The organism is Paraburkholderia polaris, assembly GCF_012927345.1.
Taxonomy (GTDB): domain Bacteria; phylum Pseudomonadota; class Gammaproteobacteria; order Burkholderiales; family Burkholderiaceae; genus Paraburkholderia; species Paraburkholderia polaris.
Genome location: NZ_JABBGJ010000009.1, coordinates 1 through 19,646, shown reverse-complemented (window position 1 = coordinate 19,646; position 19,646 = coordinate 1). Strand labels below are relative to the sequence as shown.

The 19,646-nt window shown below is 62.0% G+C and carries 17 protein-coding genes and 1 pseudogene; 16 read left to right on the top strand and 2 right to left on the bottom strand.

The features are described 5' to 3' along the window. Positions 1 to 152: 152 nt before the first annotated feature. Positions 153 to 347 carry an acid-shock protein gene (locus HHL24_RS09905; RefSeq protein ID WP_169485329.1) on the top strand — a complete coding sequence of 65 codons (195 nt, stop codon included), beginning with the start codon at positions 153 to 155 and terminating at the stop codon, positions 345 to 347. A 137-nt stretch (positions 348 to 484) separates the two neighbouring features. On the opposite strand, the gene HHL24_RS09900 is transcribed toward HHL24_RS09905, so the two are convergent. Further along, positions 485 to 811, bottom strand: a complete 327-nt coding sequence (locus HHL24_RS09900) for a DUF1840 domain-containing protein (protein WP_169485328.1) — start codon at positions 809 to 811, stop codon at positions 485 to 487. Positions 812 to 1,268: 457 nt separating this feature from the next. Between HHL24_RS09900 and argS the strand changes: the two genes are divergently transcribed. The 6 genes from argS to HHL24_RS09870 all read left to right on the top strand — a co-directional run bounded on the left by argS (position 1,269) and on the right by HHL24_RS09870 (position 8,335). Beyond that, positions 1,269 to 3,059 (top strand): arginine--tRNA ligase, encoded by a 1,791-nt coding sequence (argS, locus tag HHL24_RS09895; RefSeq protein ID WP_169485327.1) that lies wholly within the window; start codon positions 1,269 to 1,271, stop codon positions 3,057 to 3,059. Between the two features lie 61 nt (positions 3,060 to 3,120). Further along, a complete protein-coding gene (locus HHL24_RS09890) occupies positions 3,121 to 3,939 on the top strand; it encodes an SPOR domain-containing protein (protein ID WP_169485326.1) in 819 nt (272 codons plus the stop codon). Between the two features lie 193 nt (positions 3,940 to 4,132). Further along, positions 4,133 to 4,771: a thiol:disulfide interchange protein DsbA/DsbL gene (locus HHL24_RS09885; RefSeq protein WP_169485325.1), complete on the top strand. Its 639-nt coding sequence runs from the start codon at positions 4,133 to 4,135 to the stop codon at positions 4,769 to 4,771. A gap of 15 nt (positions 4,772 to 4,786) precedes the next feature. Next, positions 4,787 to 5,560: an SDR family oxidoreductase gene (locus HHL24_RS09880; protein WP_169485324.1), complete on the top strand. Its 774-nt coding sequence runs from the start codon at positions 4,787 to 4,789 to the stop codon at positions 5,558 to 5,560. Positions 5,561 to 5,563: 3 nt separating this feature from the next. Then, the gene (locus HHL24_RS09875) at positions 5,564 to 6,382 is read left to right on the top strand and encodes a cobalamin-binding protein (protein ID WP_169485323.1); all 819 of its coding nucleotides are present in this window, start codon (positions 5,564 to 5,566) and stop codon (positions 6,380 to 6,382) included. A gap of 366 nt (positions 6,383 to 6,748) precedes the next feature. After that, complete coding sequence (locus tag HHL24_RS09870; RefSeq protein ID WP_169485322.1) at positions 6,749 to 8,335, top strand: ABC transporter substrate-binding protein; 1,587 nt, start codon at positions 6,749 to 6,751, stop codon at positions 8,333 to 8,335. Between the two features lie 85 nt (positions 8,336 to 8,420). Here the strand turns inward: HHL24_RS09870 and HHL24_RS09865 are convergent, their stop codons facing one another. Continuing rightward, entirely contained in the window at positions 8,421 to 9,491 is a 1,071-nt protein-coding gene (locus tag HHL24_RS09865; RefSeq protein WP_169485321.1) for an MBL fold metallo-hydrolase, read from the bottom strand. Positions 9,492 to 9,679: 188 nt separating this feature from the next. On the opposite strand from HHL24_RS09865, the gene HHL24_RS09860 reads away from it, so the two are divergent. From HHL24_RS09860 to HHL24_RS43605, 9 genes and pseudogenes are all read left to right on the top strand, one after another. Then, positions 9,680 to 10,084, top strand: coding sequence for a MerR family transcriptional regulator (locus HHL24_RS09860; RefSeq protein ID WP_169485320.1), 405 nt, complete (start codon positions 9,680 to 9,682; stop codon positions 10,082 to 10,084). Positions 10,085 to 10,170: 86 nt separating this feature from the next. Continuing rightward, positions 10,171 to 12,000 carry a bifunctional isocitrate dehydrogenase kinase/phosphatase gene (gene aceK / locus HHL24_RS09855; protein ID WP_169485319.1) on the top strand — a complete coding sequence of 610 codons (1,830 nt, stop codon included), beginning with the start codon at positions 10,171 to 10,173 and terminating at the stop codon, positions 11,998 to 12,000. Between the two features lie 103 nt (positions 12,001 to 12,103). Then, complete coding sequence (gene can, locus HHL24_RS09850) at positions 12,104 to 12,880, top strand: carbonate dehydratase (RefSeq protein WP_169485318.1); 777 nt, start codon at positions 12,104 to 12,106, stop codon at positions 12,878 to 12,880. Then, entirely contained in the window at positions 12,873 to 14,081 is a 1,209-nt protein-coding gene (locus HHL24_RS09845; protein WP_169485317.1) for an acetyl-CoA C-acetyltransferase, read from the top strand. The genes can and HHL24_RS09845 overlap by 8 nt, the downstream gene beginning before the upstream one ends. A 39-nt stretch (positions 14,082 to 14,120) precedes the next feature. After that, positions 14,121 to 14,798, top strand: coding sequence for an SDR family oxidoreductase (locus tag HHL24_RS09840; protein ID WP_169485316.1), 678 nt, complete (start codon positions 14,121 to 14,123; stop codon positions 14,796 to 14,798). A 36-nt stretch (positions 14,799 to 14,834) separates the two neighbouring features. Beyond that, positions 14,835 to 15,965, top strand: coding sequence for an acyl-CoA dehydrogenase family protein (locus tag HHL24_RS09835; protein ID WP_169485315.1), 1,131 nt, complete (start codon positions 14,835 to 14,837; stop codon positions 15,963 to 15,965). Between the two features lie 7 nt (positions 15,966 to 15,972). Further along, the gene (locus tag HHL24_RS09830; protein ID WP_169485314.1) at positions 15,973 to 16,422 is read left to right on the top strand and encodes a YchJ family protein; all 450 of its coding nucleotides are present in this window, start codon (positions 15,973 to 15,975) and stop codon (positions 16,420 to 16,422) included. Positions 16,423 to 17,008: 586 nt separating this feature from the next. Continuing rightward, positions 17,009 to 18,283, top strand: coding sequence for a dienelactone hydrolase family protein (locus tag HHL24_RS09825; RefSeq protein WP_169485313.1), 1,275 nt, complete (start codon positions 17,009 to 17,011; stop codon positions 18,281 to 18,283). Positions 18,284 to 19,452: 1,169 nt separating this feature from the next. Continuing rightward, positions 19,453 to 19,646: pseudogene (locus HHL24_RS43605) on the top strand (IS3 family transposase); the annotation flags it as partial.

The following is a 19,646-nucleotide window of genomic DNA, read 5'->3' as shown; positions in this document are numbered from 1 at the left end:
ACAGGGCGGGAAACCTACTATATCGGGCACGCTAGGCTGAATATTTGCGGCAGTGCAATTTTCGGCTTTGTAGACTGAAACAGCATCAACCCGCCAGACGCGGCCAAAACGCGTCGGCTTATCAAATTGCAATCGTCAACGGAGAGAATCGTATGAAGAAGCTGACGCTGTTATTGACTGCTGTTTCACTCGCCGCAGGCGCCTCGGTGGCGCTGGCCCAGCCCGCCAGCTCGGTCAGTTCCTATTCGCCGCCTACGCAAAAGCACGTCAAGAAGCCCAAGAAACAGAAAGTGAAGAAGGGTGCGTCGGCACCGGCGGCTGCACCGGCGGACGCCGCCAGCCAGTAAGCAGGTTCGGCCGACGGGCTATTAAGGCCCGTGAAAGACAAAGAGCCCGCTGATGCGGGCTCTTTTCATTGATACGTCACAGTCTGCGCCGCACCGCCAGACGCAGCGAACGCCACCGCAAGCGAACCGCTCCGGGATCAGAGACCCCAGACGATATCCGCGTTTTCCTTCTGCGCAGCGCGCAGCATGTCGAGGAACGGATACGCGCGCTGAGCGAGTCCCGGCGGAATCTCATGATGCTCGTGGCCGTCTTCGCCTTCGTGGAAATGGCCGTCGTGCTCGGCACGTTCCTGTTTGTCGGTATGGATGGCCGATTCGAGTTTCGCGATCGCAGGGCCCGTTTCGTCGTGGGTGATGACACCACGCTCACCAAGGCGCTTGCCGACAATGCCGACGAGGTACTGGGCAAGATTCTCCAGCATCATCACGTCCGGGCAGGCGCGGCATTTGAAAGTAATCAGCATGACTGTTCCCTTTTCGTTATGTTGGATTGGCGCGCGAACCGCTCGAAATCGGCTGTCGGCGCGCGTTACGTTGACACGCCGATCAGGCACGGCGGCCACGGCCCTTGGTGGGCATCTCATTGAACATATTAGCACCTGCTAAAATCCGTCTGGACGGAAAAGCGCGCCGCAATGCGCCGCGCGCGGCGTAGCACAGGTGAAGCGGCTGGGCCGGTTGGCCGCAACCGCTTGCAACCGCATGCCGCCGCGCCAGGCCGCAGCTGCAAGCACCTCGGCATACCGCCGCGCACCGCGCTAACCGCGTTGCCCGCGACGTGCCTGATGGCGCCCCGATGTGCCCGGCGAATCCCGGCCAGTGCATCGCCGCTTTCCACGCTTCTGACGAATCGGCTGCGCCTCGCGCGCGGCCGCCGCTTCTTCCGTATCACCGGATTGCCTCACTGGACTCGCAACAAGCATGCTGCCTGCACATAAACATACCCTCGAAACACTGCTCGCCGATACGGTGAAGCAGGTTGCTGAAGCAACCCAAGGCGCGAACGAAGCCGCCTTCGTCTCGCCCACGATCACGCTGGAGCGTCCCAAGGTGGCCGCGCACGGCGACGTCGCGTGCAATGTGGCGATGCAACTCGCCAAGCCGCTACGCGCCAACCCGCGCCAGCTGGCGCAACAGATCGTCGACGCGCTGCTGGCGCAGCCGCAAGCCAAGGGGCTCGTGGATGCCGCCGAAGTGGCCGGCCCCGGCTTCATCAACCTGCGCCTCGCGGCGGCCGCCAAACAGGCGGTGATCGCCGCCGTGTTCGCTGAACAGGATGCCTTCGGCCGTTCGCAACGCGACGCCGGCAAGCACGTGCTGATCGAATTTGTCTCGGCCAACCCGACCGGCCCGCTGCACGTCGGCCACGGCCGCCAGGCTGCGCTCGGCGACGCGCTCTCGAACGTGCTGGCCTCGCAAGGCTACGACGTACACCGCGAGTTCTATTACAACGACGCCGGCGTGCAAATCCACACGCTCGCCGTCTCGACTCAGGCGCGTGCCCGCGGCATCGCACCGGGCGACGAAGGCTGGCCGGCCTCGGCGTACAACGGCGAATACATCGCCGACATCGCGAAAGACTATCTGAACGGCGCCACGGTGGCCGCGAGCGACGGCGAGCCCGTCACGGGCGCGGGCGACGTCGAAGATCTCGATGCGATCCGCCGCTTCGCGGTCGCGTATCTGCGCCGCGAGCAGGACATGGACTTGCAGGCGTTCGGCGTGAAGTTCGACCAGTACTATCTGGAGTCTTCGCTGTACAAGGAAGGCCGGGTCGAGAAGACCGTCGAGGCGTTGATTGCCGCCGGCAAGACCTACGAACAGGAAGGCGCACTGTGGCTGCGCACCACCGATGACGGCGACGACAAAGACCGCGTGATGCGCAAGAGCGACGGCACCTACACGTACTTCGTGCCGGACGTCGCCTACCACGTCGCCAAGTGGGAACGCGGCTTCACCAAGGTCATCAATATTCAGGGCTCGGACCACCACGGCACGATCGCGCGGGTGCGCGCCGGCCTGCAAGGTCTTGGCATCGGCATTCCGAAGGGCTATCCCGACTACATCCTGCACAAGATGGTGACGGTGATGCGCAACGGCGAAGAGGTGAAGATCTCGAAGCGCGCCGGCAGCTATGTGACGGTGCGTGACCTGATCGAATGGTCGGGCGGCGCCACGCCGGGCTCGGAAGCCGCTGTTGATCTGATCGACGAAGAGACGATTCGCCGCGGCCGCGACGCCGTGCGCTTCTTCCTGATTTCGCGCAAGGCGGATACGGAATTCGTGTTCGACATCGACCTCGCGTTGAAACAAAACGACGAAAATCCGGTGCACTACGTGCAATATGCGCATGCGCGGATCTGCTCGGTCATCGCAGAATGCAAGGCGCGCTACAACACGGACGAGAGCACGCTGGCCGACATCGACGTATCGCCGCTCACCAGCGAACGCGCCATGGCCTTGCTGAACAAGCTCGCCGAGTTCCCGGACATGCTGCAACACGCCGCCGACGAACTCGCGCCGCACGCGGTCGCGTTCTATTTGCGCGACCTCGCCGGGGAATTCCACTCGTTCTACAATGACAGAGCCGAACGCGTGCTGGTCGACGACGCTGCCGAGCGCAATGCGCGCGTCGCGCTGCTTGCGGCTACGCGTCAGGTGCTGGCCAACGGTCTCGCGACGATCGGCGTCTCCGCTCCCGTCAAGATGTAAGTCCTCCGGCGCAACATGCACGCGGCCGTCGCTATAATCGACGGCCGTTCCAGGATTCTTTTTGCAGGTGATTCATACGATGGCAAAACCACGCCGCACAACAAAGCAATCGCAATCGAAACAAACCGGGGGGACTTTTCTCGGTATCGTGCTGGGCCTGATCGTCGGTCTCGCGATCGCGGTAGTGGTGGCGCTGTATATCACCCGTGCTCCTACGCCGTTCGTCTCGAAGGTCGCGCCGCCCGCGGCGCCTGACACCGGCGCGAGCCAGGCACAGCAATACGACCCGAACCGTCCGCTGCAAGGCAAGACGCCGGGTCAGCCGGTGCCGCAAGCCGCGCAACCGGCGCCGCCGAACACCGCACCGGGCCAGACCAACGCGCAGACGCAGTCGGGCATGCTGGAAGAACCGCAGATCGTCGAAGTGCCGCCGTCGAGTGGAAACGCGAACGGCACGGCAGTCGCACCGAAGCCCGCGCAGGATAACGGCAACGGCACGGCCACCGCACCGGTGAAGAAACCGCAAGGCGCAAGCGTTCCGGCTGCCACCGCAGCAGGCTCGACGCCGAAGAGCACGTCGCCCACCACAGCTGCCAACGCCAAGCCGGGTTCGGGCGCGGCGCCCGTAGCAGCTGACGCGAACACGGGCTACTTCCTGCAAGTGGGCGCCTACAAGACCTCGGCCGACGCCGAGCAGCAGCGTGCGCGTCTCGCCTTCCAGGGCTTCGAATCGAAGGTCACGCAGCGCGATGCAGGTGGCGTGACGTACTACCGTGTGCGTATCGGCCCGTTCTCGAAGTTCGAAGACATGAATTCGAGCCGTCAGCGTCTGTCCGACGCGGGCGTGGATACAGCCGTGATCCGCTTTACGAAGCAATAAGCAAACAATAAACCAACGGTGATTGGCCGGAACGCGCCGCCGCCGAACTATCGGCGTGCGGCGCGAGTCACAATCACGACAAGCACAACCGACAAGCACAACAGACGACTAGAACGTCTAACGCCGACATTGAAAACGGTGACGGGCATTTGCGTGGCGCCACCGCTTTACCGCCTACTTGGGTCAACAACACATGAAAAAACTGCTGAGCATTCTGTTCCTCTCGCTGGGCCTGGTTGCCGCCACGGCGCATGCATCGCCGGCCGCGCCGGTTTCCGGCAAGGACTACACCGTGCTGGCCACGCCGCAACCTACGGACGTGCCGGCCGGCAAGATCGAAGTCACCGAATTCTTCTGGTACGGCTGCCCGCACTGCAATGAATTCAACCCCTACCTCGAAGCATGGGTGAAGAAGCAGGGTCCGGACGTGGTGTTCAAGCGCGTGCCGGTTGCCTTCCGCGACGACTTCATTCCGCACTCGAAGATGTACCACGCGCTCGACGCACTCGGCCTTGCTACACAACTCACGCCGAAGGTCTTCAATGAAATCCACGTCAACAAGAATTACCTGCTGACGCCGGAAGACCAGACCAAGTTCCTCGCGAAGAATGGCGTCGATCCGAAGAAGTACATGGACGCGTACAACTCGTTCTCGACGCAAAGCGCGTTGCAGAAGGATAAGAAGCTGCTCGACGACTACAAGATCGACGGCGTGCCGACGCTGGCCGTGCAAGGCAAGTATGAAACCGGTCCGGCCGCGACCAACAGCCTGCCGGGCACGATCCAGGTGCTCGACTACCTGGTACAGCAGGTCCGCGCCAAGAAGATGTAAAGCCGAGGCGCCGGAATGAGTTCACCCCTGAAGGTTTTCATTACCGGCGCCTCGAGTGGCATCGGCCTCGCGCTCGCCGCCGAATATGCGCGGCGCGGCGCGACTCTCGGCCTGGTTGCCCGCCGCGGTGACGCCCTCGCCGCTTTCCAGCAGTCCCATCCGCAGAATTCCATCTTCATCTATTCCGTCGACGTCCGCGACGCGGAAGCGCTCGCCGAAGCGGCCGCGCAGTTCATCGCGCAGCACGGTTTGCCGGATGTCGTGATCGCCAATGCCGGCATCAGCCGCGGCGCGGTCACCGGGCACGGCGATCTGCGCACCTTCCGCGAAGTGATGGATATCAACTACTTCGGCATGGTCGCCACCTTCGAGCCGTTCGCCGCGGCGATGGTTGCCGCGAAGAAAGGCACGTTGGTTGGGATCGCCAGCGTCGCCGGCGTGCGCGGTCTGCCAGGGTCCGGCGCGTACAGCGCGTCGAAGTCAGCCGCGCTCAAGTATCTGGAAGCGTTGCGCGTCGAGATGCGCCCGCTGGGTGTCGGTGTGGTCACCATCGCGCCGGGCTATATCCGCACACCGATGACCGAGCACAACCCGTACAGCATGCCGTTCCTGATGGACGCCGACCGTTTCGCCGCGAAGGTCGCAGGCGCGGTCGAACGGCAGACCGCCTTCGCGGTGTTCCCGTGGCAGATGCGCGTCGTGGCAATGCTGCTGCATGTGCTGCCGCGCCGACTCTACGACCTCGTCTTCGAACGCGCGCCGCGCAAGCCCCGCGCCGTCGCCGAATAAATCATGCAACCGCGTGCGGTCGATGCGGCCGGCGTCGCGCACGAAATCGGCGTCGCTAATACCCGCATCGTGTCGCTGGTGCCGAGCATCACCGAATTGCTGTTCGCTTTGGGGCTCGACAGTCAAATCGTCGGGCGCACCGGGTTTTGCGTGCATCCGCATGACAAGGTGCGGCAGGTGCGCAAGGTCGGCGGCACCAAGGCCGTCAATATCGACGCGATTCGCGCGTTACGGCCCACCCATCTGATCGTCAATATCGACGAAAACGAGCGCGATACCGTCGAGCAGTTGCGCGCGTTCGTGCCGCATATCGTCGTCACCCATCCGCAGACCCCGCAGGACAATCTCTCGCTGTACGCGCTGCTGGGCGCGATCTTCGACCGCGCGCCAGAAGCGCAGCGCTTGAGCGAGGCGCTCGAAGCGCGTCTGCACGAGGCCGCCGAGCAGGTGTTTCCGACGCAAAACGTGCTGTATCTGATCTGGCGCGAACCATGGATGACAGTTGCACGCGATACCTATATCGCCGCGATGCTGAGACTCGTGAACTGGCAAACGCTACCTGACGTGGAAGGCGGAGCGACAGGCGCGGCGCGTTATCCCACGCTCGACTTCGATCACACACCGTGGCTGGCCGGCGTCGATCGCATCCTGCTTTCCAGCGAGCCTTATCGCTTTACGCAAACGCATTGCGACGCGCTGAAACGCGATCCTCGTCTGGCCGGCAAACGCATTGAGTTGATCGATGGCGAACTGGTGTCGTGGTACGGCGTGCGCGCCATCGACGGCATCGGTTATCTGCTCGGGCGCGCGGCCGCGCCATGAGCGCACGCGCCGAGCCAAGTCCACCGGGTAGCGCCACCTGACGCACGCATGCGCCGCGTCACTGCCTCACGCCGCCTGGAGAATACCCAGGGCGAAACCACCGCGCGAAGCCGTACCCCCGCACACCGACTCACGCTGTCCATATGGATATGCGGATTAAATTGTTGTCGGCGCAACCACCCTTCGATAAGCTTTCGCGAAGGCCGAGACGTGCGTGTGCTGCAGCATCCAGACCATGCGCCAGCGCCGGAAACGTATCACAATAAAGAAGACGGTCAGACCGGCCACCGGTTGCCGTCGCCCGTCAACGGAATACAACCACACAACCAGACGCACTGCCTGACTGCGCTTGTTATGGGAGATCCTATGCGCTTCAAACTGCTCGCAGCCGCCGTACTGCTCACGGCGCCCGCGCTCGTGCTCGCCAAACCGCTGACCGTCTGTACCGAGTCGAGCCCCGACGGCTTCGATGTCGTGCAGTTCAATTCACTCGTCACGACCAATGCGTCCGCCGACGTGATCTTCAATTCGCTGGTCTCGTACGACGAGGCCGCGAAGAAAGTCGTGCCCTCGCTGGCTGACAAGTGGGACGTGAGCGCCGATGGCCTCACCTACACGTTCCATCTGCGCCCGAACGTGCAGTTCCAGACCACCGACTACTTCAAGCCCACCCGCGCGCTGAATGCCGACGACGTCGTCTTCACGTTCGACCGCATGCTCAACGACAGCAATCCGTGGCACAAGGTGGCGGGCGCGAGCGGCTTTCCACATGCACAGTCGATGGGTTTGCCGAAGCTCATCAAGTCGATCAGCAAGGTCGACGACAACACCGTCAAATTCGAACTGAACGCGCCGGACGCGACCTTCGTGTCGATCCTGACGATGGGTTTCGCCTCGATCTATTCGGCTGAATACGCCGACCAGTTGCTCAAGGCCGGCAAACAGGTCGACCTGAATTCGCAGCCGATCGGCACCGGTCCGTTCGAGCTGAAGAGCTACACCAAAGACGCGGTGATCCGCTACGACGTGAACCCGACGTACTGGGGTCCGAAACCGAAGATCGACCGCCTGATCTACGCGATCACGCCGGACGCCACAGTGCGTGCGCAAAAGGTCAAAGCGGGCGAATGCCAGATCGCGCTGTCGCCGAAGCCGCAGGACCTCGCCGAAGCGAAGAGCGATAAGTCGCTCGCCATCGTGCAGACGCCCGCGTTCATGACCGCCTTCGTCGCACTGAACACCCAGAAGAAGCCGCTCGACAATCAGAAGGTCCGCGCCGCCCTGAACATGGCGTTCGACCGCACCACCTATCTGAAGGCGATCTTCGACAACACCGCGACGCCGGCAGTCAATCCGTATCCGCCTAACACGTGGAGCTACGACAAGGCCGTGAAGGCATGGCCGTACGATCCGGTGAAGGCAAAGAAGCTGCTCGCCGACGCCGGCTATCCGAACGGCTTCGAAACGACGATTTGGGTGCGTCCGAACGGCAGCGTGCTGAACCCGAATCCGAAGGCCGGCGCCGAACTGCTGCAAGCCGACTTCGCCAAGATCGGCGTGAAGGCGGATGTGAAGGTGATCGAATGGGGCGAGCTGATCAAGCAGGCAAAGCAAGGCCAGCATGACACGCTGTTCATGGGCTGGGCCGGCGACAACGGCGATCCGGACAACTATCTGTCGCCGCTGTTCAGCTGCAATGCAGTGAAGTCAGGGATCAATTTCGCGCGCTTCTGCGATCAGGATCTGGACAAGCTGATCGCCGACGGCAAGGCAACGCCCGATCAGGCCAAACGCGCGAAGGCGTACGAACAGGCGCAGCAGATCATCCACGATCAGGCGTTGTGGATTCCGCTGGGTTACCCGACCGCGGCGGCCATCACGCGTACGAACGTGAGCGGCTATCACGTGAGTCCGTTCGGACGGCAGAACTTTGGAACGGTGGCGGTGCAGTAAGCGTCTGCCACGCCGCTTGAAGAAAAAAGCCCGATTGCTTTTTGCAATCGGGCTTTTTTATCGACGTATCACCCTATCGACTCGCTTACGCCGAGAACCGGATCACCCCATCCGCACCCTGCGTGCGCTTCAACTCGCCGGCCAGCCACAGCAGATGCAAGTGCGCCAACGCCTCGCCCAGCGCGAACGTCATCTGATGGATGTCGAGCTGGCGCTTGAACATCAGCGGCACGATATCCGCGGCGCTCTGCGGCTTCTCCGCACATGCCTCACGCACTTCCGCCAGACGCGCGTCATGATGCTCGCGCAACTGTTTGATACGCGTGTGCACGCCGCGAAACGGCTTGCCATGCGACGGCAGCACGAGCGTGTCTTCGGGCATCGTCTCGTAGCGGCCAAGCGACTCCAGATACAGCGCGAGCGGCGTGCCTTCCGGTTCCATGTCGAACACCGAGACGTTAGTCGAAATGCGCGGCAGCACCATGTCGCCAGAGATCAGCGTGCCGGTCTCTTCGCAATGCAACGCGCAGTGTTCCGGCGAATGGCCGAAACCGGTGACCACGCGCCACGTCTTGCCGCCGATCTTCACGCCATCGGCTTCGCGCAGCCGGCGGTACTGACCCGGAATCGCCGGCACGAGGCTCGAGTAGTAGCTCGTGCGATTGCGCAGCTTCTCGAGCGACGCCTGATCGTTTAAACCATGCCGCGCAAAGTGCCGTGCCGCCCCCTCGCCACCCGCATTCGAACCGTCGCCGGCCGCCATCACGCGGGCCTGCATGTATTCGCCGAGTGTCATCCACAATCGCACGTCCCAGCGTTTCTTGTCGCCGCCGGTGCAGATCCAGTGCGCGAGGCCGATGTGGTCCGGATGACAATGCGTGACGATCACGCGCAGCACCGGCAGGCCGTCGAGCACGGAGTCGAACACTTTCTCCCAGTTCTCCTTGATCGTGTCCGATGTAATGCCGCAGTCGACTACCGTCCACCCTTGCTGACCGTCGATTTCATCGCGTAGCAGCCACAAATTGATGTGGTCGAGTGCGAACGGCAGCGGCATGCGCAGCCAGAACACGCCGGGCGCGACTTCCATCGCGTGACCCGCTTCAGGCAAGGTGTCGTTGAACGGGTAGTCGAGTTGATGTTCGAGTGCATTCATTGGGGTTGTCTTCCTCCGTCGGCCGTCCGGCATGGCGAGGTATGCGATGCCGGACGGCGTGGTTGCGGCCCGGTCGGGACATACCGGTGCCGTATTGCGCCGTAGTTGCGTTTCGATCAAGTTGACGATAACGTAAACGTCGATTCTATCGTTCAATCCGATTTTCTGCCCGGTCACGGGATGCCCCGATGAACACGCAATACACGATCACCGAGCTCGCGCGGGAATTCGACGTCACGCCGCGGGCGATCCGCTTCTACGAAGACCAGGGTTTACTCTCGCCCAGCCGCGAAGGTTCGAGCGGCTTGCGGCGCGTCTATTCCGGCCGCGACCGAACCCGCCTGAAGCTTACCCTGCGCGGCAAGCGTCTCGGCTTCACGCTGTCGGAAATTCGCGATCTGCTGGATGTGTATGAGTCGCCAACCGACACCGTGCCGCAATTGCATGCCTTCCTTGCCACGGTGGCGCGCCATCGCGACGTGCTCGAACGTCAACTCGAAGACCTGAACGCGACGCTCGAAGACCTCGCGCAGTACGAAGCCCAGGCACGCACGCTGCTGGAGAGCGGCGCACGCGAAACCAGGTCCGCTTAAGCGGAGAGCGGCGCGATGCGTCGCGGGTCCACCCGGACGATACAATCACGGGTGTCTTCACGACATGGGACGAATGCACGGTCGACATGAATCACTTTCCCAAACTGTTGTCGTCACAGATCGGCTTTGACGTCGCGCAGACGATGCTCGAAGGATTCGATCGGCACTACCGGATTTTCCGCGACGCCGCGATCCATGCCAAAACGCTCTTCGAAGCTGCCGACTGGCATGGCCTGCAAACGCTGGCGCGTGAGCGCATCACCTCCTATGACGAACGCGTCGAAGAATGCGTCGTACTGCTCGAAGACGAATACGACGCCGAGAATATCGACGACGAAGTGTGGCAGCAGATCAAGCTCCACTACATCGGCCTCCTGACCACGCACCGCCAGCCCGAGTGCGCGGAGACGTTCTTCAATTCCGTGTGCTGCAAGATCCTGCACCGTTCCTATTTCAACAACGACTTCATTTTCGTGCGCCCGGCGATCTCGACCGAATACATCGAGAACGACGAACCCGCGGCGAAACCGACCTATCGTGCGTACTACCCCAGCAAGGACGGTCTTGCCGCGACGCTCGAGCGCATTGTTACGAACTTCCAGCTGGAGTCGCCGTTTGAAGACCTGAAACGCGACGTCGGATGCGTGATGCAGACCATTCACGAGGCGTTCGGCGCGTTCGACGAAGCGCCCAACTTCCAGATTCACGTGCTCTCGTCGCTGTTTTATCGGAACAAGTCGGCGTATATCGTTGGACGGATCATCAACGGCGATTTGCTGTTGCCGTTCGCAGTTCCGCTGCGCCATGTGAAGCCGGGGGTGCTCGCGCTCGATACGGTGCTGCTCAAACGCGATCAGTTGCTGATCATCTTCAGCTTCTCGCATTCGTACTTCCTGGTAGACATGGAAGTGCCGTCCGCTTACGTCGAATTTCTCGGCACGATCATGCAGGGCAAACCGAAGGCGGAAATCTATACGTCTGTGGGTTTGCAGAAGCAGGGCAAGAATCTGTTCTATCGCGATTTGCTGCATCATCTGAAGCATTCCAGCGATCAGTTCCTCATCGCCCCCGGCATCAAGGGGCTCGTGATGCTGGTGTTCACGCTGCCGTCGTTTCCGTACGTGTTCAAGCTGATCAAAGACCACTTCCCGCCGCCCAAAGAAACCACGCGTGCGCAGATCCAGGGAAAGTATCAGCTCGTCAAACGGCACGACCGGCTGGGGCGCATGGCCGATACGCTCGAATATTCGAGCGTGGCGCTGCCCGTTTCGCGGCTCGACGACGCACTGGTGCGCGAGCTCCAAAAGGAAGTGCCGTCCCTGATCGAACACGACGGCGACAACCTGGTGATTCGCCACATGTACATCGAACGCCGGATGGTGCCGCTCAATCTGTTCCTGCAAAACGGCAGCGACGACGACATCGATCACGGCATCAAGGAATACGGCGACGCGATCAAGGAATTGATGCAGGCGAACATCTTCCCTGGCGACATGCTGTACAAGAACTTTGGCGTGACGCGTCATGGCCGCGTCGTGTTCTACGACTACGATGAAATCGAATATCTGACGGAATGCAACGTGCGCGCGGTGCCGGCGCCACGTAACGAGGAAGACGAAATGTCGGGCGAGCCGTGGTACTCGGTCGGCCCTCACGACATTTTCCCGGAAACATACGGCACATTTTTGCTCGGCGATCCACGCGTGCGCCGGTCCTTCATGCAGCATCACGCGGACTTCTTCGATCCAGCGCTATGGCAACGGCACAAGGATCATCTATTGAAAGGCGAACTGCCTGACTTTTTCCCGTACGACAGCAGCGTGCGCTTCTGCATCCGCTATCCGGAACGATTCGCCGATACGGCGTCCGGCATATCGGCGAACCAGGCAGATGAACGCACTGTACGAGCAGCTTAGACCTCACGCGCATCATGCGCCGCTCGCATCGTTGAATGCATCGTCCGAACCTAATGTAACGACATCGACCGGTCAATCGGTCGAGCAACCGCCCAGACTCACCATGAATACGAACGCTTCTACGCCTCCCAATCCGCTCGCCCATCTGTTCGACAACAACGACGCGTGGGTAGCCCGCAAGCTGTCCGAAGACCCGGAGTACTTCTCGCGTCTCGCGCACCAGCAGACACCCGAATACCTGTGGATCGGCTGTTCCGATTCACGCGTGCCGGCCAACCAGATCATCGGCCTGCCGCCGGGCGAAGTGTTCGTGCACAGAAACATCGCCAACGTGGTCGTGCATACGGATCTGAACTGTTTGTCGGTGATCCAGTTCGCCGTCGATCTGCTGAAGGTCAAGCACATCATGGTGGTGGGTCACTATGGCTGCTCGGGTGTGGGCGCGGCGCTGCACGGCCGGCGCGTGGGTCTGGCGGATAACTGGCTGCATCACGTGCAGGACGTGCGCACCAAGCACGCCGCGTTGATCGAAGAGTGGCCGCTCGGTGAGGCGCGCCATCGGCGTCTGGTCGAACTGAATGCGATCGAACAGGTCATGAACGTATGCCGGACCACCATCATCAACGACGCGTGGGCACGCGGCCAGGAACTCACCGTGCACGGCTGGGTGTATGGCGTCCACGACGGCAAGGTGCGCGACCTCGGCATGACAATCAACGACCCTGCGGCACTCGATGCAACCTACAAGCGCTGCGTCGTGGCCGTATCGGCCGGCGGTGCGTACCAGGCGGACAACGATGCGGCGGCCGCCGATGCGGCCCAGCTCGGCGATGTGCCGGCCATCGTCGAAGGTGTGATCAAGGAGCTTAAACATGAGTGAGACAAACATGAACGAGACAAAATCTGATCCGATCGTGATCGTAGGTGTTGCCCGCACGCCGATGGCGGCCTTTCAGGGCGATTTCGCAACGCTAACCGCGCCGCAGTTGGGCTCGGTGGCAATCGAAGCCGCCGTGCAACGCGCCGGTTTGAAGCCCGAGCAGATCGACGAAGTCGTGATGGGTTGCGTGCTGCCTGCCGGGCTCGGCCAGGCGCCCGCGCGTCAGGCCGCGCTCGGCGCCGGCTTGCCGTTGAGCACCGGCAGCACCACTGTCAACAAGATGTGCGGCTCCGGCATGCGCGCGGCGATGTTCGCGCACGACATGCTGGCCGCGGGCTCGGTCGACGTGATCGTCGCGGGCGGCATGGAGAGCATGACCAACGCGCCGTATTTGCTGCCCAAAGCGCGTAACGGCATGCGCATGGGCCACGGCCAGGTGCTCGACCATATGTTCTACGACGGTCTCGAAGACGCGTACGAAAAAGGCCGGTTGATGGGCACCTTCGCCGAGGAATGCGCGGCGTCGTTCGACTTCACGCGCGAAGCGCAAGACGCATTCGCCGTCGAGTCCCTGAATCGCGCGAAGCGCGCGAATGAAGACGGCTCGTTCGCATGGGAAATCGCGCCGGTGAAGGTGGAAAGCCGCAAGGGCGACGTCACCATCGATCACGACGAGCAGCCGTTCAAAGCGAACCTCGACAAGATTCCGACGCTCAAGCCCGCGTTCAGCAAAACCGGCACGGTGACGGCGGCGAACTCGTCGTCGATTTCCGACGGCGCCGCGGCGCTCGTGATGATGCGTGAATCGACCGCGAAGCGTCTCGGTGTCGAGCCTCTTGCTCGCGTGGTCGGCCACTCCACCTTCGCTCAGGAACCGGCGAAGTTCACCACCGCGCCGGTCGGTGCGATTCGCAAGCTGTTCGAGAAGAACGGCTGGCGTGCCGACGAAGTGGATCTGTATGAGGTCAACGAGGCGTTCGCGGTGGTCACGATGGCCGCGATGAAGGAACATCATCTGCCGCACGACAAGGTCAACGTGAACGGCGGCGCCTGTGCACTCGGCCATCCGATCGGCGCATCGGGCGCGCGGATTCTCGTCACGCTGATCGGCGCGTTGAAAAAGCGCGGTCTGAAGCGCGGCATCGCAACGCTGTGCATCGGCGGTGGCGAAGCGACCGCGATGGGCATTGAACTGGTTTGACGCGCTATTCCCAGGCGCTTGAGAGCTTGAGGTGATTCGATGAAGACAGTGTTGATCGTCGGTGCATCGCGCGGCATCGGCCAGGAGTTTGTGCGGCAGTACATGAAAAGCGGCTGGCGCGTGCTCGCCACCGCGCGCGACGGCGCCGCGCTCGACGCGCTGAAAGCGCTCGGCGCGGAGACCTTTTCACTCGACGTCACCGCGCCCAAAGAAATCGCCGCGCTCGGCTGGAAGCTCGACGGCGAAAAGCTCGACGCGGCGGTGCTGGTGTCGGGCGTGTACGGCCCACGCACCGAGGACATCGAAACGATCACGGCGGAAGACTTCGACCAGGTCATGCACACCAACGTGCGCGGGCCGATGCAGTTAATGCCGATCTTGCTGCCACTCGTCGAAGAAGCTGGCGGTGTGTTCGCGGTGATTTCGAGCAAGATGGGCAGTATTGGCGACGCAAGTGGTACGACCGGCTGGCTGTATCGGGCGAGTAAGGCGGCGCTCAACGACGCGCTGAAAGTCGCTTCGCTGGATACAACGCGCGCAACGTGCATTTCGCTGCACCCTGGCTGGGTGCGCACCGACATGGGTGGCGCGCAGGCGGCGATCGATCCTGCACGCAGCGTGACCGGCATGCGTGAGGTGCTCGCACAGGCCGCGGCCGCGCGCGAAGCGTTCAACGGCCGCTTCTTTCAATACGACGGCACGGCGCTCGACTGGTGAGGAGACACATGAGAAGACTAACGAGGAGACCGAGCCATGGTGCTTGATCAGGATCACGTGATGGTCCGCGATGCAGTGCGCACGTTCGTCCGCGAAGCGGTCACCCCGCACGCGGCGCAATGGGACCGCGAGCGCATCTTCCCGAAGGACGTGCATCGCCAACTCGCCGAACTCGGCGCCTATGGCGTGCTGGTACCCGAGGCGTATGGCGGCGCCGGCATGGACGCACTGGCGCTCGCGCTGATCCTCGAAGAAATCGCAGCGGGCGACGGCGGCACCTCAACCGCGATCTCCGTCAACAACTGCCCGGTGTGCAGCATTCTGCTGACCTATGGCAACGACGCGCAGAAACGCGATTGGCTCACACCGCTCGCGCGCGGCGAGATGCTCGGCGCGTTTTGTCTGACTGAACCGCAAGCGGGCTCTGACGCATCCGCGCTGCGCACCACCGCGACACGCGATGGCGACGCGTACGTGCTGAACGGCGTCAAACAGTTCATCACGAGCGGCAAGAACGGCAACGTCGCGATCGTCATGGCCGTGACCGACAAGGCGGCGGCCAAGCGCGGCATCAGCGCGTTTATCGTGCCGACCGATACGAAGGGCTACGTCGTCGCGCGAGTCGAAGAAAAACTCGGCCAGCATTCGTCGGACACCGCCCAGATTATTCTCGAAGACTGCCGCGTGCCGGCCGCGAATCTGATTGGCGCGGAAGGCGAAGGTTATCGGATTGCGCTATCGGGGCTCGAAGGCGGGCGCATCGGTATCGCGGCGCAGAGCGTCGGTATGGCGCGCGCCGCATTCGAGGCGGCATTGGGCTACGCGAAGGAGCGCGAGAGCTTCGGCCAGCCGCTGTTTTCGCACCAGGCCGTGCAATTTCGTTTGGCCGACATGGCGACCCAACTCGAAGCCGCGCGCCAGTTGATCTGGCACGCGGCTTCGCTGAAAGACGCCGGCCAGCCCTGCCTGACCGAGGCCGCGATGGCCAAGCTGTTCGCTTCCGAAGCTGCGGAACGCATTTGCTCCGCCGCCTTGCAGATTCATGGCGGCTACGGCTATCTGAGCGACTTCCCCGTCGAACGCATCTACCGCGATGTCCGTGTGTGCCAGATTTACGAAGGCACCAGCGACATCCAGAAAATCTTGATCGCACGCGGTCTTGGCTGAAAGTCTGATGAATAAGCAACTGTTGTCAATGCAACGACCGTCCGACTGCCCATGCGGCGGCGCTGCGCCCGATCAGCGCAGCGGCGCCAAACCGCCCCGCTTCGTGCAATGCTGTGGCCGTTATATCGATGGCAGCGAAACCGCGCCGCGCGCGCTCGAACTGATGCGCTCGCGTTACAGCGCGTATGTTGTGGGCGCAACGGATTATTTACGCGCGACTTGGGCTCCGCATACCTGCCCCCCGGATCTCGACGCCGACCCTGCGGCCCCCGACGCGCCGCGTTGGCTCGGACTGCAGATCAAGGCCTTCGCTGAAACCGACGCCAATCATGCGACAGTCGAATTCGTCGCACGATACAAGGTAGGCGGACGCGCCCACCGCCTGCACGAGATGAGTCGCTTCGTCCGCGGGGAAGATGGATGCTGGCGCTATGTCGACGGCGACGTGAACGAATAAGCCGTCCCTTCCACATCCTTACGCGACGCAACGACGCAGATAGCGGCGTGATCACATATGGCCCTCAAACGAGGGCTTTTTTTTCGTGTTGGCTCGACACCACAGCGCGCGTGTTGCGACAAATTACTTCGTGCAGCCAAGCACCGTGCGACAGGCGCTTTGCAGCTTCTCGAGGGGCAAACGTGCCCCGATCCGCACCCGGCAATTTTTGCGTCGCGGGTTCTCCTTGATTGCACAAAACAAAATTGTCGTGCCAGGATGGGGCCGTAGGTTTGTGACGTCACATTGCGAGAACAGGTCCATACCGGTTCCGCAAGATGCGCAGGTTCCCTGCCGATAGCCCACCAGTAAGGGTTCGACGGCGGTTCCGGGCAGCATGTGTGGCGCTCATCATCGGCGCGTGGGGTCGCGTCGGCCATTTGGGTTCATCCCGTGCGATCTCGATTAGCGTGCGTGCGCATAGCGCACTTCGTACGCGAGTGTGTTTTTGTTCGTCGAAAACGTCGATGAAAGGCAATTGTCAGCGATGACATTCGACAGACAGAACATCCCGGTGTTCAGGCAGTTTTTTGAGGCAGGTGCGTGAATGGTGTTCAGCAAGGTTCTGACGAAGTGTGCGGTGACGTGTGCAACGGCGATATGCGCTGTCGCACTTGCGCATGCCGACCCGCTCGCCGACTCCCAGCCAGGGCCTCTCACTCGCGCACACGTGCCGCGCATCGCGCTCGACGACGACGTCTATCTGCCGACCGCCGGCCTCAACGAACAGATCATCCGCGTGCCGGTCGACGCTGCCGGCACGGTCACGCTCGAAACGACGATCTACAAGCCGGACGGCGCAGGCCCGTTTCCGATGATCGTTTTCAACCACGGCAAGATTCCTGGCGACCCGCGCACGCAGGAGCGCAGCGACCCGCTGCCGTTCGCGCGTGAATTCGTGCGCCGCGGCTACGTGGTGGTGGCGCCGAACCGCCAGGGCTTCGGCCATTCGGACGGTACTTATCAGCAGGATGGTTGCGACGTCGAACGCAATGGTGTCGGCCAGGCCGGCGACGTGGCCGCGACGATCAATTTCATGTCGAAGCAGCCGTACGTGGATGCAACGCACATTGTGGTGGCCGGCACCTCGCACGGCGGCTTGGCGACGATGGCTTATGGCCCCGCGGCTGCACCGGGCGTGCGGGCGTTGATCAATTTCTCCGGCGGTTTGCGGCAGGACGCGTGCACCGACTGGCAGGGCAACCTGACGCGCGCATTTGGCGCGTATGGCGAGAAAACGAAGGTGCCGTCGCTGTGGTTGTATGGCGATAACGATTCGGTGTGGACGGCGCCGCTGGTAGCCGGCATGTATGCCGCGTATGCCGCGCACGGCGCGAGCGCGAAGATGGTGGATTTCGGCAACTACAAGAATGACGCGCATCGGCTCGTGGGCGATCGCGATGGCGTGCATGTGTGGTGGCCGGCTGTCGAGGCGTTTCTCGCTCAGGCGGGTATGCCTACCGGCGTTCAGTATCGGGTCGATGATCCTTCAGCGCCGAAGGCTAGCGGCTTTGCTGCTGTCGATGCGGTCGACTCTGTTCCGTTTGTTGATGAAGCTGGCCGTAATGGCTATCGCAACTTCTTGCATCAGTACCCTAGCCGGGCTTTTGCTGTGTCGGATACGGGGGCTTGGTCGTGGGCCGAGGGCGGCGACGATCCGATGTCGGTCGCTATTGCGAATTGCCAGAAGCAGAGTTCGGCGCCTTGCCGGTTGTATGCGGTGGATAACTCCGTTGTATGGGGTTCGGGGTCTTCGCAGACGGCGGATTCTTCTTCGGCAGGTTCTGCTAATGATCGGCGGGCTATTGCTAGCCGGAATTGAGGTTTGGTTTTTGGTTTGTTCTCGCGGGGTGATGCCTGCGGCGCTGTGATCCAGCGTTGAGTTTATTTGGCCCTCGCGGGGGGTTGTTCGTCTGCCTGTGGTGGAGCCTTTTCTCTGGTTCTCTGCCCCTTTTCTCTGGTTCTCTGCCCGCGCGGCGCTTTTTGTCTGCGCGCTTAGGGCTTTGGCCTTTCCTTGATTTGTTTGTGGTCTATTAGCGTTCGCCCCTGTGCGGGGCAGGCACTTACTTTCTTTGCCGCCGCAAAGAAAGTAAGCAAAGAAAGCGGCTCAAACCGCTCATGCTAAGTGGGCACCGTTGCCCGGAGGGGGCAGTGGCTCCGTAGAATCTGTGTTCGTGCACCTGCATGCGCCAGTGACAAGGGCGTCATACTTCCGGCGGCGCTGCGCGCGCCGAAGAGTACTTCATAAAATCGACCGCCGCATTTTGGCGCGGCGCGTCATTTGGCGCATCGCCGAAGCGAAGCCGACAGCGAGCGCTTTGCCCAACGTCGCGGCTCACCGTCGCATCCCCAACATTCCCGCAATGCGTTAGTGCTTCATTCGGCGTGCGAATTCACACCTACGGGCGCAGCAGCTACTTGTCAGCCACTCCGGGCGCCAAGTGGCAATTCCCGAAACAGATATATTCTTCGGCGCCCCGCCGAGGCGCCGCTGACGCCTCCCGCCGAACTCAGCTGAAGCCCGTGATTTCTCATGCAGACTCGTCTTCGCCAAGGTGAAGACAGTAATCTCCACGCACCTTAACCGAAGCCCTTGGTTTCCTCTTCAGGTCGGTCGTCGCCGAGGCGCAGCCGACGGCTCCCACCGCGCTCAACCGAAGCCCTTGGTTTCCTCTGCAGATCGGCTCTCGCCGAGGCGCAGCCGACGGCTCCCACAGCACGCAACCGAAGCCATTGGTTTCCCTGGCAGACCCGTCCGCGACGCACGCAGTGCGGAGTGGGAGCTGATGAGCCCTTAGTCACTCCGGGTGGAGCTTGTGGGAGCCCGGATTCCACGGAGCCACTACCCCCTCCAGGCAAAGGCGCCCACTTAGCATGAACGGTTTGAGCCGCTTTCTTTGCTTACTTTCTTTGCGGCCCTCCATGTCAGGCTAGTTGTCGCCTCACCCGAACCGATTGATGTAAAGATGGGGGGCGGACAGCGAATGGGAAATGAAACGCTATTCAGCGGAAACCCGGGAATGGGCAATCCAGCAGATGATGCCGCCGTTCAATCGTGCGGTCATCGAGTTGTCAGGAGCGACGGGCATCACGACGGTGACGCTACGGACCTGGCGGCAAAGTGCAAGACAGACAGGGAAATTCATGCCGGGCAATGGCAAAACCAGCGATCGATGGTCAAGCGC